The following is a 16,853-nucleotide window of genomic DNA, read 5'->3' on the forward strand; positions in this document are numbered from 1 at the left end:
CTACTCCTCAGGGGTCTCTTCTTCCTCCTCGTCGTCATCGTCGCGCCGGCGGGCGGCCACGGCGAGAACGAGGCCGAGGGCGGCCACGAGGGCCAGGCCCACCATCCACGGCAGGAGCTCGTCGCCGGTCTGCGGGAGCTTCACGCGGAAGATCTTCGTGCCCCAAGGCGTCTCGAACACCAGCGTCAGCCAACCGTCCTCGTAGCTGGGATCGCCCGGCCCGGGCAGCGGGTTGTCAGGCTCGACAGGCTCATCGGGCTCATCAGGCTCATCGGGCTTACCGGGATCGACGGGAACATCCGGCGTCGGAGTGGGATGCTCCGGATCCTCTTCCTTGTAGAGACCCAGATCATGGTGCAAAGATTTCTCCCAGTTCATATTGGACCAATTCTGGGAGCTGATCAACGATTCCAGCAGAACCAAGCGCTCGGTGTAGACCCGGCGGATATCGGGGTCGCCGCTGCCATCGTAGACCGGTTTGTCGCCGATTGTGATGTTATCGGCCCCCACCGAGACCCTCTTGCCGAAGATGACCTCCTCATACTCGTCGCCAAGCTTCTCGAGTTCGTCCACATCGAGCGTCTTGTTAATCTTCTCGATGAGCTCCACCTTGGTGCGACGGCTCGTCAGATAGTCTTCGACGTTGACGCCTCCTTGGAGGTTCTCGCCGAGCATCGCCGAGAACGCTTCGCTCATCTGGTCGAGCTGAGCCGTCGTCGTTGCGTTGTCGATGAATTCCTTGAGGATGCCGAGGCACACTTCCTTGGGGGTCTTCTGCGCCCCATCGCTGTTCGGAACCGTGACGAGGGTGTTCTCCTTGAGGGCGGCCTCGTGGGCACCCACAGCCTCGGCCAACGCCTCGGGCTTGTTCGTCGCCTGCGCCGCCCGGAAAGCCACGATGGCCGCCAGGGCACGCTGCTCAGGGGTGAGCCCGTCGTCGGGATCGGAATTTTCCTCTCCCTCTTCTCCCTCGGCGCTTTCATCGGCCATCACTTGAATGATGGAATCAAACGCGAAGGCGAGGATGCCGGGATCGGACGCGGTCTGGGTGCCGGACTCGGAGCCGGGCTGTCCCCCTTCACTCTCAGCCGGAGTGGTCTCAGGCGTATCTGTCTCAGTGCCAGTGTCGCCCTCAGGCGCATCGGGATCCTCAGCCGGGTCGTCGGGCTGCTGCGGGTTGTTCACGGCCGCATAGGTGCCGAGCGGTCCGGCCGTCGAGGAGCTTTCGGTGGTCTCTGCCAAGCGCGAGAGCACGATGAGATCCTCGAAGCTTGCCGGCGTGTTGTCCGGCTTGATGTTCTTGATCTTGCCACTGGTGAGGTCGGCATTGTTGGGCACGAGAACACCGGTCTCCTCGTTGTAGTCGGAGTTGATGAGGTCGCCCTCGGCGTGCTGGGTAGTCAGCTCGTACTCCTCGGGATAGCTCACCACTTCCACGCGGTAGCCAAACAGCGCCGGCACGCTCACGGTCGTAGTGGCATCCACCTTCACTTTATGGCTGCCCGTGCCGGCAACCATGAACTCCCACAGGCCGCCGCCGTTGGAAATCGCATAGGCGGCGCCGGGGAAGGTGGGGTACTGCTGGCCGTTGCGCTCCTCGTAGACGATCTGGTCGGCGGGCACCATATCGGCCACCTCGAAGAGATCGAGGAAATCGTAATCGCCAGCATCGCCCACGAGCACCCTGACCTGATCGAAACTGAAGCTCATGTCGCGGCGCCAACGATTCTGCTCGTTCTCGCCGTACTGGCCCTCTACCGCCGCATTCTCGACGGCGGCGTCCAGCGTGCTGCGCACTCGGACGTCGCCGGCCACCACTTCGCCGTCCTCGGTAGTGTAGCCATAGAGGAAGTCGTAGTGGCACCGTTTGAAGGCCAGCAGCTCATTCATGGTACGACGCTCGTCAGCCAGCCACGCGATCATCTCATCGGGTTTGCCCGCAAGATCGAGAATCTCCTGCGAGAACTGCTCGTCGGGCTCGTCGCCGGGCTCCGTCGTGCCGCCGGGTTCCGTCGTACCGCCGGGCTCCGTGGTATCGCCAGACTCGGTGGTGCCGCCGGGCTCCGTGGTGTCGCCAGACTCGGTGGTGTCGTCCGAGAATGCCTCGATGCCCTGCTGGTCATCGCCAGCATCCTCGCCACCGGTGCCGTTCCCGTTGCTGGTATCTCCCTTGTCGGGATCGGTCGGCGTCTCAGGCGTCTCCGGGGCCTCCGGGGCCTCCGGGGTTTCGGGAGTTTCGGGAGTCTCCGGATCCTCGGCCTTGCCATCTTCCAGCGAACCCACGCCCGTCGTGTCGTACCAGTAGCGGGTCAGCTTGATGACGGCGCCGGGCACGCCCTCCTCGCCCGAAGCCTGCAGGCCGTCCTTGTTCGTGTCGTTCCACACCAAACCGCCGATGAGTACTGGATCGCGCAGCACCAGACCGGCGTTGCCGGCGCGCTTGCGATCGAGACGGTTGGCCAAGTCGTAGGTGTAACCGCGGTAGCTCACCTCGTATTCGTCGTTAGTGGACAGGGTCGTAATCTTAGGCTGCGCCACCACGGCGTAGTTCTCGAAGTCAGCCTGGTCGGCGTTGAACCCACCAGACATGTCGGCATTGAACTCGCGCAGGTCGGAATCGACCACGCCATCACGCGAGGCAGCGTGGAACTTGGATACCAAGTGCTTACCGTCGCTGATGACCTTAACGGCATAGCCGGCCAAGTAGGGATCGGCGTTCTTGTAGATATGCTTATGCTGGGCCCATTCCTCCTCCGGCTGGTACACCTCGCCCGGCTTGGGAAGCTCCGGGTTCTCCGCCGAGGAATCCACCAACACGTAGGCCGGCAAATCCTCGAACAAATAGGTGCCGTGTTCATCGGTGCGTACCATGCTCTGGTGGTCGCCCAGCGTCAGCTCGGGCTCTTTCTCTTCGTCGGACGTACCGGGTTCGGTCGGAACCTCGGAGCCGGCGCCTTCGCCCTCATCCTCGGCGATAGCGGCAACGCCCTCGTCGCCGGAGAGCGCGAACGTCGTCAGTGCCTCGGAGTCAGTCGTCTCCGAAGGCGTAGTCGGCTCGGGCTCGCTCGGAGCCAGCTCGGCCTTCTTCGCCTCGTAGGCCGCCAGCACCGCGGCGTTGATGGTGGAGGTGTCCACCACCACGGTACCGTCCTCCACGTCAGGATCGGTCACCTTGCCCGTGATGAGATCGGCATAGGCGTCCAACACCGCTTCCAACTCGGCGAGAGTCGTGGCGGCCTCGATGGCGGCCAGGGCCTTCAGCTCGGTTTCCTTCGCCGCGTAGGCGGCGGTGGCGGCGTTGTCCGCGCCGTCATCGAAGACGTCGGCGTAGGTGGACTTAACCGCCTCCAGCGCCACCAGATCCGTAGCAGCCTCGATGGCGGCCACGGCAGCTTCGATGGCCCGATCGGTCTTGTCCTTACCTTCCTGAACGCCATTGAAGTCGGTGTTCTCTACCCAGGTGCCGCTGGAGTTCAGCTCGCGAATGCCGTTCTTCCACAGCAGCTGATAGTCGTAGATACGGCCCGCGCTCTGCAGGAACACCTGCCCGCTACTTCCGACGAGGATGTTGTTCTTCTCGGAGTTGCCACCGGGCACCAGGCGCAGCGCGGCGTTGTCGTCATCGCCCTCGAAGTAGAACTTGTTGCCATCGACGTCCTCGTAAATGGGGTCGTACTTCGTGGTACCCGTGTTGTCCACATGCGTGTAATAGTGAGGCACGAAGTAGTACTGGGTGAGCACTACGCGGATGTTATCCACGCCGCCCTCGTCGCCGCCGTTCTCGGGGGCATCGGGGTCGGCGCCGTTCAGCGTACCGTCGTAGTCCTCGTCGAACCACACGATACCGGTGAGGTCGGTGTGGTCCGGCGGCACGAAGCCGGCGTTCATGAAGTTCTGATCCTGGCCCGAGGCGAAGTCGAAGTCGACCGTCACCGTCACCTTGGTGGCGTCGGCGTCGTCCTTCGACATCGTGCGCGTAGCCGTAAGGCGCTGCGAGGCCGGGGTAGCGGCTTCATCGGCGTCATCGGCTCCATTAGTCGCCTTGCCAGCCAGGATGATCTTGCCGTCCAAGGCGTTCTTGCTGATGTTCTGAATCAGGGCCGACTCGTCTTCCAAAGTGGCCGGGTCGCGCGAGGCGTCCACACCCGAGCCGGTCTGCAGCGTGTCGATGCCCAGGGCGATATCGTAGGTTCCGTCGGTATTGATGCCCGTGGCCTTGGGACGCGCCTTGGAGTTAACCTGGTCGCGATCCTTCGTATCCTGCTCGTAGGCCGTAACCAGCAGCGAAACCATGCCGTCCTGTTCGTAGGCGCCGTTGACATCCAGCGTGTAGCCGGCCAGATAGTACTTGTTCTTGCCGTTTTCCTTCAGCGGCACGGCGGTAGGCAGATCCGTGAACTCGAAGTAGCCGTCGCCGGGCACGGTCACCTCTTTATCATCCACGGTCTCGGTGTGCTCGCCCCGCGATTCCACCGACATGGTGCCGTTGTCAATCCATTCGCCCTTGTCCGGATCGTAGTACCACTTATGCAGCGTGACCTGCTTGTTGTAACGGTAGCCCTGCTCCTGGTATGTATAGGGATCGCCCTTCTCATCGGTGCGCGTCTCGGCCTCACGCTGGTAGATGCCATCATAGTCGGTATCCTCCCACACGTAACCAGAAATCTTGTACGTGGGCGGGATGATGAATCCACCGTCGTTATGGGAGCGGTCGATGCCGGCAGTCAGGTCGTAGGCCTTGAGATCGCCCTTGGCATCGATGACCTCGGCGATCTTCTGGTCGCAGCCGTGGGAGGCCGGTCCGTAGAAGCGGTTCGAGAGGTTGGAGGGTACGCCGCCAGAGGTCACATAGGTGCCGTCCTCAGCGACGCGAATGGTGTCAAGCAGCACGATCATCTCGTCCTCGTCATTGTTGACGAGGTAGTTGTCCGACGCCAGATCGGAATCGAGCTGGCAGTCATCGCCGCTGTGCACCTTCGACTTGAAGCACAGCTCGTTGACGATGCGCTCATCGGTCACCTTCACCTTGTAGCCGTAGATGCGGCGCTTGCCGTCCACGATAGCCGAGGTCTCCAGATCCTTGAAGCAGTAGCGTCCCTTCTGCATGAGCTTCGCTTCGTCGCCTTCGCTCTTGATGTCCTGACCGATGGGCAGGCTATCGGCATCCACGGTGGAGGGATCGACCTCGGTCACCTCGCAGGTATGGGTCTCCACCGTACCCGATGTGCAGGCATGAGCCTCATCGCCCTGGTAGCTGTATTGATAGTTGGTATCCTGCACCCATGCAGTGGCACCCTCTTCGAAGTACCAGCGCTCAAGGGTCACTTTGTAGCCGTTCTGCGGCTCCTCGCCGTTGTCCTGCAGGCCGTTGTTGTTGGCGTCGTGCCACAGGATGCCTGTGATGGATTGGCGCGGCGCGTGAACCACGCCGATGTCGCCGCCCTTGACAGGCTCGGTGACAGTTTCGCTATAGCGGTCGACCGTCAGCCAATCGTAGGCGGCGCTGCCGTCCTGATCCTCAGTCTGATCCGTGATAAGCAAGTTCCCCATCGGCACGGAGATATAGTCCGAGGTATGACGCAGGTTGGTGGCCATAGGCTTCGCGGCGGCCGCACCGCTGCGCAGCGGCAGGGAGAAGGCGGCGAACAGCGAAGGCGCCTGGTCAGCCGCAGGCACAATCATGCCAGGTTCGGCCAGGCTCGCATGGCCGACGTCGCTGCCGTCGTTGCCTCCGTTGCCGACATTGTCATCATTGCCGTCGCCACCGGTGTCGCCAGTATTGTCGGTATTGTCGGTATTGTCGGTGTCGTCCGTCGATGGAACGTCTCCCTGGGCGCTCACGCCCTCGCTGGCGACGACCACCATCGCATCATCGGTGCCAGAGTTGCCGGTACGCACGCCGAACACCTCGGTCGAGCCTTCCTTCGCCGGCGTCACCGACGCCTGGTCGCTCACGATGCGGCCGAGGCGCCCGTTTCCGGCCGCGGCGGTACCGTCGTTGCGGAAATCGACGTGGCCCGTGCGGTCGGTACTGGCAACATCGGAGTCGGTGATGCGCTTGCCCTGGGCGTCGTAGCCGCTCTCGCCCCTATGGTAGCGAGTGAGCATCCAATCGTAAGTTTCCCCGTCGGCGGCCAGGCCCTGGTCGCTGCCAGCAGCCCCCAGTCCGTCGACTTCCACCTGATAGGCGGCTAGCGAGTAGGTGTCGTAGAACAGGCCGACGCTCGCCCAGTCATGGGCATCGCCCGCCTGCACGAAGCCCGTGTTGCCCACATAGCGGGGCGCGAGCAGGACATCGGGAGCCTGTGCGGCACCAATGTTCGCCACGGCACTGGGAACATCGTAGAAAGCGTAGGTGCCCGGATCAAGCTGATCGGTGATCTTGCCGTCGCGGTCGTAGCCCACCGGGCCGGTGATCACCGTGCGCATGCCGTCGCCCTTGTTCGGGGAGCCAAGCGCTGCCTCGGTGTCGGCCACCGTGGTGCTCTCCACCCACGTGGCGCCCTCGTCGGGCGACACCCAGCGGGTGTCGCCATCGAAGGAGGCCACCTGCACCCAGGCGTTGTTCTCCCACTTCCACTGGGTCAGGCCCACGGTGCGGCCGGCCAGACCGTCCTCGGTCTTGCGGGTGCCATCGGCAGCTGTCCAGCTGTCGCGAATGCCATTGTAGGAGCGGTCGCGCTCGGCGCGGTTCTCGGCAGCGCTGCCCTGGTCCTGGAAGGAGTCGTCCCACACAACGCCCTCGATAGTGGTGGTCGGGATCTTCACCAGACCACCGTTGCCGCCCTTCTGGTGCTGGACGTTACGGGACACATCGTAGGTCACGCCGTTGTAGGTCTTCACGTTCTCGGGCTTGGAGCTGCTCGTACTCGTCTGGGCCACGATAATCATGCCGTCGGCGCGGACGCCATCGGCCTCGACGAAGCGGTTCACCAAGGGGAAGGCCTCCTGGCGGCCATCAGCGGCCTCAAGACCGTCCTTCGCCTCGTAACGGTACATATCCGACTCCACCGCATCCTGCACCTTGTCGGTGGCGTCATGGGGCCGCGTGAGGGTGTAGCCGGCCAGAGCCTCGTTGCCCTTGCCGTCGGCGCCGACGGGAGAGACGGCGAGCGTGTAGCCGCAGAGGTACTCGCGATAGGCAACATCGCCGGTAGCATCCGGCTTACGGAAGCTCGTGGGCACCAGCTCCGTCTCGTACTCGCCAAGCTCCAGGTCGGTCAGCTCGTCGGTACCCAGCGAAGTGGTTACGTTGATATAGGGCTCGACGATCAGATTGCCGTTATCGTCCTTGGCGTAGGTGCGCTTCCAGGTGCCTTCCGGACGCTCGTAGGTGCCGTCGGCATTCTGGGCGCCCTTATCTTCATCGTCCAGATAGTACTTGGTCAGGCGCAGACGCACATCGCCGATGCCCTTCTCGCCCTCTTGACGGATGCCGTCGTAATCGGCGTCCTCCCAGATGACACCCTCGATGGGAGCCGAAGGCGGAACGATGTAGCCGCCGTTGATGCGCTTCTCGTTCTTGCCGAAGGTGTAGTCGAAGGCTACCGCGGTGTTCGCCGCATCCTTGGGACGATTCTTGCCCTCGGCGGTCTGCTGGTACTGGGACGCCTTGCCCTTGCCCTCGACCGTGGCGGAACCCGCAAGCACGAGCACCGAGTCGAGGGTGTGGATGTTGCCGTCGGACGAGTAGGCATCGTTGCGAATCAGCGGGAAGGTCTGAGAGCCGTAACGATAGGCCTTGCTCGACGAACCGCCTAGCACGATGCCCTCGCCCTTGGAGTTCCAATCATCGGCCACCTGATCGGAATGAGCGATCAGGTACGCAGAGCTGTCCACTTCCTTCTTGCCGGCGCTGAAACCAGAGTTGCCGCGGATAGACACGGTGTAGCCGGCCAGGTACTCCTTGCCCTTCACGAACACGCGCACCGGCAGGTGGTCGAACTCGTAGTAGCCGTCATAGAGCGCACCGCCGGCGGAAGCAGACTTCGTCCGCACCGTCTTGTAATAGAACGGACGCGCCGTGGCATCGGCGGTGGCGGGATCCCAATCGCGATCGTCGCCGTAGGTCATGGTCGGGAACCAGTGGCTGCCGTCGTCATTGGTGTTGTCCGGATCGTAGTACCACTGGCGCAGGTACATCTGTGTTGAGGTACGGCCCTTCTCCGATTCTTCGAGCGTGATCGGATCACCCAGCGAATCATCGGGATCGGGGTAGATCTCCGAACCGCCCTCGATGCGGTTGTAGATGCCGTCCTTGTAGGCGTTGTCCTGCCACACATAGCCGGCAATGGAGCGGTAGGCGGGCTCGATCTCGCCCACATCGCCGCCCTTGGCCTGGGCGAGCGGAGCCGTCCACTGGTAGTTGGGCTGCACGTCGTCAGCCATATCCATGCCGTGCTTGAACGGCAGCGTCTGCACCGCCAGGAGGTTCTTGCGAGCGTCGGCCACCTCATCGGCTGCCGTGGCCAGAATGACCTGACCGTCGTTGGCGCGCACGCCCAAAGCAGCGCCCTCGGTGCCGTAGCGATTGACGATCTTTGTGCTGGCGTAGTTGTCCTTCGTATCGGCGTTCGGGTCGGTCTCGCCGTCGGCCACGGTAGCGAAGGCGATGGAGCCCACATTGCCGGCAATGCCCGCGTCGTCCGCCTTCACATCGGAGTCCTTGCTCACATCGCTGCCCTGATGGACGGCGCTGAAGTGCCACGGATCGGCGAAGTCGCCGTCGGCCACGTAGTTGTTGGGCGCCTCCACCTCGAGGCGGTAGGCAGCCAGGAAGTACTCGTCGAGACCCGTCACGCTGTTGTACTTCACCACCGCCGTGGGCAGGTTGTCGAAGAGGTAGCGGCCCGCGTCGGTGATGCCGTCGCCCTTCGTGCCGAACGTCTTAACCGCCACCACGGACTGCTTACCGGCCCGATCGAGCTTGGATACGCCGCCGGTCACCACGGGAACGCGGCTCGCGACCGGGTAGTCGGACGTCGCCGCCACGATGCGGTAGTAGGCCTTGGGCGTCGTGCCGTCCTCCTCGTATTCCACGACGAAGGTGCTCGGATCGGCCGTATCGGGATCGAAGCTTTCGGCCTCGACGTCGATGGGCTCGTAACTGTTGGCGACCATGACGATCTCGCGCTCGGTGCCGTCGGCCTGCTTGATGTACCAGACGGTACGGTCGTAGCCAAACTCGTCTTGAGTCGTTTCCTTGCGAATATCGGAGGGCTCGATGATGGATCCGTCGGCATCGACGTAGGCATCGCGGGTGGAGATCCACTCGCTGCCGAAGCCAGCGTTCTGCACCCAGGCACCCACAGCGCCCTCAGGAGCCGTGCCGCCGACTGTCTTTTTGCCATCGGAAGCCACCCACTCGACGATGCCGGCCGAGCCGCCGATATTGCTCTTCGCATCGCCGATCTGCGCGAACAGAGGCGAGGTGGCAGGCACGTAGAACCACTGGGTGGCGAGCACCGTCTGGTCGTTCAGACCGGGCTCCGCATCGTCCATGAGGCCGTCGGATGCCGTGTTCTCGTCACGCTCGGTGTCGTCCCACACGATGCCGGTGATCTGGGAGGTGGGTACCTTGAACAGGCCCGTGTTCACGTTCTCGCGACCCTGCACCTGGAAGGCCAGGTCGTAGGAGAGGGCCTTCTCGCCGCCCTTGAAGGTGTACTCGTAGGGGCTGTTGTAGTCCTCGTCGCGCTTCTTGGCCACGATGATGAAGCCGCTGTTCTGGGCGACGCGCTCGTCGTCCTGCACGCCCTCGATGTCGTTGCCGGAGCTGTCGGTGACCGTCTCGGTGCCCACGAACTGCGGGTACGTCGTCACCACATGGTCATCGACGGTCACATCGCGATGGGCGTCGGAGTCCTGCTGGCTCTTCTCAGCATCGGAGGCGCCGGCCTGGTACACCGTAAGGGAGTGACCGGCCTTCAGATCGGGCACCGTCACCCTATAAGCGGCCATGGCCAGGGTGTCGTCGGTCGCGGAGCTGGACTGCGGAACCACCGGCTCGTAGTCCTCGTCGAACTGCACGCACGGCAGAAGGCCGCTGAAGGAGAACTCGCCCTTCTCGTTGGTGTGGGCGCGCAGCTTGCCGCCGGAGACGAAGTTCGGGTTGTTGATCCAGGCGCCAATGACGGCTCCAGTGCTCTCGCCGCCCTCGTGGACGAGCTCGCCCACCACGTTGCCGCCGGCGTCCAGCAGCTTCTCGCCAGAGATCGCGTAGCTCTTCACATTGCGGGTAATGGTCTCGAACACCGGCTTGCCGTCGACGGTCTTCATGTCGAACTGATCGTTGCCCGACACATCGCCCGCATTGCTGCCGAAGGTGAAGTCGTCCCACGTGAAGGCCGAGAGGAACTCGCCCGGGTTGGCATCGTGGATGGCCTTCAGAATATCAGCCTTGGTGGCGCCGGCGCTCACGGTGATGTTCTGAGAGGCCGCATAGGTGCGCAGACTCGGCTCATCCATCTCGTCGATGGAGGTGAGCAGGTACCACTGGGTGATCTCCACCGCTTGGCCCTGGATGGGATGCTCGGTATCGTTGTCGTCGTTGTCCACAGCACCCTCGGCCAGCTCCAGCATGCCATCGTAGTCGGCGTCGAACCAGACGCGGCCGGAGATGGTAGAGCGACCGAAGTAGCCGTAGCCGGCGCTCATGCGCTCGCCGTTCTGGCCAGTGGCCTTGTCAAACTGCGTCTCGACAGAAGCGCCCTCCGTGCTCACGTTGTTGACGCGTTTCTGGTTCAGCGCGTAATAGGACTGAGTGTTGGCGGTTCGCTTGCCAGCCAAGACCACCATGCCGTCGAGCGTGGTCACGCCCAACTTCTTCACGTCGGCCGGATCAACCTGCTTGGTGAGTTGATTCCAGTACACCGGGTAGTTCGTAGAGGTATGAACGGTCTCGGAATAGGTGACCTTATCGGATCCGATGACCGTCGAGCCGATTTTGTGTACCTCGGAGTTGAGCGTCTCGTCGTCCTCGCCGTCTAGCGGCACCTCGATCTTGGTGACCGGGCGTCCGTTGATGGCGTCGGCATCGCTGCCGGCCTTCACTTCCACGGTGTAACCGGCCAGGTACTCCTTGCCCTTCACGTTCACGTACACCGGCAAGTTCTCGAAAATATAGTAGCCGGCATCGCGGATGACCTTGTTCGAGCCGTCTTTCAGCTCGCCCTGAGTCAGCGTAGTGCGCGTGCCGGTGAGCGCGGCCTTGGAGAGGGCCGCGGACGCGGCGCTATTCAGCACCGCAAACAGAGCAGCCGCGAAAGTGCCAGTCTCGTCCGAGAGCGAGGGCGTCTGATCGTCACCGGCATCCGGCGCCGGGGTCGCGGGAACCTCGTCGCCGAAATCCATGACGCGGATCCACTCGCCGCCCTCGCCCGTGACGTTGCCGTCCTTATCCACTTCGGGATCGAAGTACCACTGCTTCAGGATGACGCGCTTGCCCTCGATGCCCTTCTCGACCATCATCTCATCAAGACCGCCGACGGACACATTGGCGTCGTCGTCCTTCAGCAGACCGTCGTACTTGACGTCGGTCCACACGTAACCGGAGATAGACTGCAGCACGATATCCATGACGCCGCCGTCGTTGTGAGCGCGATCGGCGCCCTTGGCCAAGTCGTAGCTCAAGGTTGCGGGAGCCGCCACGGCCGCCGTCTCGCCCTGGGCGGGAACGTCCTTTACCACCGAGGAGGCGGGCACGCGGCCGTAGCGATCGAGCGCGTTCTGGTCGGCGTTATAGGAGTTGGCGTTCGCGACCACGTTGGAAGGCTGGGAAGGCACGAGCAGGTGGGTATCGCCCGCCGGGTTGAGGCTCGAATTCTTCACGTAGTTCTCATCGTCGGCCGCATTCAGCAGCACAGCGTACTCGTCGGCGTCCATGAGGTAACCGGACTGGTGGATCAGATCGGAATCCAGCGTGTAGTCGTCGGTCTTGTGGTGCCAGGCCGTGGCCAAGCGACGGCTGCGGAAGTCCTCGTCGGTGACGCGGACCTTGTAGCCGTACACGATGCGCTGGGGCTTGGCATTCTCGCCCTCGCCGACCACGCGCACGTCGGAGGACTTCAGGTTGGCGAAACGATACACGCCGTGCGCAACGGCGCTGACGTCGTCGGAGGCCACCTCGTTGCCGCTGGCGTCCTCGGCATGGGTATAGGTGTTGGCCTGCTCCACCTCATTGAACGTGTAGGTGGCGCGCTCGTACTCCGCGCCGGTGATCTCCGTGGCTGTCTCAGTCTGGCGCGTCCAGTTGCGACCAACGCCGGCAACGGTGGTGTTGTCGGAGCGGTTATCGGAGTTGCTGTAGTAGTCGTCGTAGTCGGTCGGGTACGGATCGGCCCACTCGGTATCCCAATGCCACTCGGTCTCGCCGGGCAGCTGCCAGTAGCGCTCCAGGGACACCTTCACGCCATCGCGACCCTCCTCGGGCTTCTTCGCCGTGGTGCCGTCATCGTTCAGCTCGTCGTAGTCGTTCTGGATGCCGTCGTTGGAGCGGTCGGTCCAGATGATGCCCGAGATGGTCTGATAGGGAGGCAGCACCTCGCCCACGTCGCCGCCCTTCTTGGCGGGAATGGTCTCGTCGCCGTCCTCGCCCACCGCAGGCTCCTTCATCCAGTCGTAGTCCTGCTTGTCGTCGGACATGTTCTCGGAGCCGTTCACCGTCTCGGTGGTGTTCTGGTTGCTGTCCTCATCAGCTTGCTCGGCAAGGATGACCTGACCGTCGAGCTGACGAGTAAGGAAGTGCTTGTCGGCGGAGCCGTCGTTGTTCTGGCCGGCCACGATAAAGCCGCCCGCCACGCCGGTCTTCTTCGTGTCCTTTACATCGGAGTCGAAGACGACGTTCTGCTTGTCGGCGGTATCGACGGCGCGGTAGCGGCTGAGCAGCCACTCGTCGTCGGCCGTAGCCAGGGTGTCGTCGCCGTTCAGACCGGGGGTAGTGTTAGTCTTCGGCAGCTCGATGCGATAGGCCGCCAGGTAGAACTCGTCGGAGACACCGTTCTGCACCACGCAGACCGTCGGCAGCATGTCGAAGGTGTAGGTACCCGTCTTCTGGGCATCTGCGCCAACCGTGGCCACCACGCCGTCGCCATTGACCCGATCCTCGACGCCGTCGGAGGTCCAGATGCTCACGATGCCCTCGCCATAGTAAACGGAGTTGGACATATAGGGATGGTGGACAGCGGCCTCGTTTTCGTCGGCAACGGTGAACGCTGTATAGCGATCCTCGCCGAACAGGGTGTTGCGGATCCAGACGCCGGCCACGCCCTTCTCGGTGACCGCACCGTCAACCGTAGTGGCAAGGCCGCGGGCCATGAACTCGTTCCACACCTTGCCAGCGTCGTACTTGCCCTTAGTCATGAGAGCGTCATCGTTGTAGTCACCGCTGGTCTTCAAAGTGGCCAGGGCCAAGTCGCTGTGGTAGCCGAAGAAGGTATCCCACTTGGTGCGATCAACGTAGAGCCACTGGGTCATGCGCAGCTCCTGGTCAGCCAGACCCGGCTCGTTCTCGGTATCGAACGTGCCATCGGGGTTGCGTTTCTGAATGCCGTCGTAGTTGTAGGAGTCATCCCAGATGCGGCCGTCGATAGAAGACTTCAGCAACTCCACGAGGCCCACATCGCCGCCACGCAACGGATCAGTGGCCGGACGCGGCACATCGTAGCGCTTGCCGTTGTAGAAGACCTCAGCGCCGATGAAGGCCGCACCGGAGGCGGCGTTGTTCGCCATCTGGTACTGGCCACCGGCGGCCGTGGCGGCCGCCTCGTCGTCCAGCTCGGCGGCCACGATGACATAGCCGTCGTCACGGATGGCGTTGCCGTCCCGATCAGCGCTCTGCGCTTTGTTGAGGTCGTTGTGCTCACCGGACACTTCCTCGATAACGTTGACGGTATTGCCCTCCCCGCGCAGGGCATCGGAATCGTTCTCGATATCCTTGATGGCATTGTCGCCTTCCTGGTCGAGAAGACCCTGATGCGGGAACGTGAGGGCGTAGTCGGGCTCCACCTCATCGAGGGTGAGGCGATAGCCGGTCATGTAAATGTGATCGCTCGTCACCTTCGCGGCCGCCACCTTCACCGGGTCGCCGTCGGTGTCCACCACATCGGGAGTCACGCCCGTAGTGGTCGTAGGCTCGGGCGTCGGAGTGGACTCGGTCTCGTCACCCTCGCCATCGGTGTTCTCATTGTTCTCGCTCTCGTTATCGCCGTCCTCATTCTCGTTGCCATCGGTTTCGGCATCGTTGTTGTCGCCCTCGTTGTCGCCGAGCTCGGGAGCCGGCGTCTGGATGGAGCCGGTGGGCAGGTTCACATGTTTGCGACCGGCGAAGTAGGGCTGCACATCGCGCAGAGCGTCGCCGTCGAGTGCGTCCACATAGACGTAACTGGTCAGCTCATCAAAGGTGTAGAGACCGTCGCCGTCGGTGACGGCGCCCTCGAAGTAGCCGTTGGCATCCACGACGATGCGGCTGTCGAGCGCCTTGTCGCCAGGCTCGTCGCCGACGCCGTCGGGCAGCTCGCTCAGGTTGGTGCGATAGCTGAAGCTCTTCGACTTGAACCACACGCCGTCGCCGGAGGTCAAATCATCTTTCTCGTAGTCGGCGGCAATGAGGGCGGCAATGGTGTCCGTCTCGGAGGCGGGCACGAAGAACCACTGGGAAATTTGCAGCGTCTCGCCGGCCACTGGCTTGTCGGAGGTGCGCGGGTACTTGCCGTTCACCAGCTCCTGCGGGTTGTAGAAGCCATCGACATCCTTGTCCTGGAACACGCGACCTGTCACCGAGCCGGTATCGAAGCCGCCGAAGCCGCCGTCGAGGTTCTCCTCGTTGCGGCCGAGGTTCCAATCGAAGGTGACCTCGGTATTGGCTTCGCCGCGGTTGGTCGTGGTGGCGGACACGACGGACTGCGCCGGGCTGTTGGCCTCGGCCACACCGGCCAGCACGATCTTGCCGCCCATGGTGTGCTTGGTGTAGACGACCTTGTCGTCGTTCTCGGCGCCGTTGTCGTAGGTATCCTGGGCCGTCTCGTCGTTCCAGGCCAGAATGTAGTTGCCCGTGGCGCTGCCCGCGGCGTCCACTGTCTCGGAAACCGTGGTGGAGATGGCCTGGGAGTTCACGATGTCGTCGTCGCCCTGCTGCTTCAGCGTCGCCGGCAGACCGGTCACGGCCTGGGCCTTCTCATCCTCGGCCACCGAGGCGCTGTTCTTCACGTTGCCCAGCACCTCCACGGTGTAGCCGGCCAGGTACTCGCGGCCGAGCTGGGTGCCCTGGTGGGCCTCCACGTAGCGGGTGGGCAGCAGGTCGAACAGGTAACGACCGGCCACAGTGCCGTTCTCACCGTCGGCCGTGGTCACCCAGATGCCGCCCTCGGCCGCGTCGTAGACGGAGCCGGGGATGGTGGTCGTGGTGGCCGGCTTGGTGTTGGTGGGCGCCGTGGCGCGCTGTTCGGCCTGGGTGTAGTTGTCGTTGCCGAAGTTCACGTTCTGGATCCAGCCGTAGGTGGTGCTGGCGGCGTCGTAGTCGCCGTCGGCATTGACCGGAGCCCAGTACCACTGCTTCAGGATGACGCGCTTGCCGGCAAGGCCGGGCTCGTCCGCATCCTGGATGCCGTTGTAGTCGGTGCCCTCGACGCTGTTGAAGCCGTTGTTGGCATCTCGCCACAGCAGGCCGGAGATGCTCTGGAACAGCGGCATGCGCAGACCGCCGTCGTTGTGCAGGCGGTTGATGCCCCAGGCCATGTCGTAGTGGCGGTTGGCGCTCGTCACATCGGAGGTGACGGCGGCCGTATCCTCGCCGTTGTTCGGGTTCTTGGAGTTGGCGGCCCAGCGCTTGTTGGACTTAGGCGAGTTGTCGTCGGCCACCTGCAGCGGCACGTCGTACTCGTCGGCGCCCATGAGGTAGCCGTCGTTGAAGTCGAGGTCGGAATCGTTGGCGTAGCTCGCGCCGTTGAAACCGCTCACCTGCAGCTTGGCGGTGCCAAAGTAGCGATCCCACCAGCGCTGGTCGGTGACGCGCACCTTGTAGGCGTAGATGATCTGCACGTCCTCGACGGTGCCGTCCTCGTGGGTGATCGTCGCCCACTCCTGGGTCTTCAGGTTGTCGAAGGTGTAGACGCCGCCCTCGACGGCCTCGACGGCCGGGGTGCCCTCGGGGTTGTCCTCGGTGGGCTCGCCGGCGGGCGTGCCCGGAACCGCGGCGGAGGTGGCCACAGTGCGCGGCAGGCCGTCGGCATGCTGGGTGCCGTCGCCGAGGCCCACAGTCGGGTCGGCGTCGTAGGCGGCCCACTGCTCGGCGGTGGCCCACGCGGACTTGCCCGTCATGCCCTCGATGGTCTCATCGTCGCGCATCCAGCTGTAGTCGCCGTTCTCGTCGGTACCCACGATGGCGTAATAGCGCTCGAGGGTGACCTCGATGCCCTCGGCCATGGTATCGGCACCCTCGCCGGCCTCATCGTCGGTGGTCTCGGCCAGGAGACCGTCGTTGTCGTCGTCAAACCAGATGCGGCCGGAGATAGTCTCGATGGGAGCGCGAACCTCGCCCACATCTCCGCCGGCCACGGTGGTCTTGCCGTACTCGTCCACCTTGGCGGCCGGGGTATCGTTGTTCGTCGCCGTCCTCATCCAGTCGTAGGCGCGAGCGTCCGTGACATCCATGGCCTGGCCCGCGGGCACGGTCACCACGGACTTGGCACCGCTCACAGCCCCGCCGGTGATGAGGCTCGCGCCCATCTCGCGGGTGCCGGCGAGGATGACCTGGCCGTCATTGGAGCGAGGCGCAGCCTCGGGCGCGCCGCCATCGAAGCCGCCGATGACCTTGATGCCGCCGGCGATGCCGGTGTCGGTGATATCGGAGGCATCGG

1 protein-coding gene (running past one end of the window) is annotated in these 16,853 nt (G+C 63.5%); it reads right to left on the bottom strand.

Translation table 11 applies throughout. From position 1 onward, the window contains the following. On the bottom strand, positions 1-16,853 hold the end of the coding sequence (locus AEQU_RS06380) for a hypothetical protein (protein ID WP_022740109.1). Its footprint extends 57,394 nt past the window's final position; the window shows 16,853 of its 74,247 coding nt (coding positions 57,395-74,247); its start codon lies off the right edge, out of view; it ends in the stop codon at positions 1-3.

Origin of the sequence: Adlercreutzia equolifaciens DSM 19450, assembly GCF_000478885.1 — a bacterium.
Classification (GTDB): Bacteria; Actinomycetota; Coriobacteriia; order Coriobacteriales; family Eggerthellaceae; genus Adlercreutzia; species Adlercreutzia equolifaciens.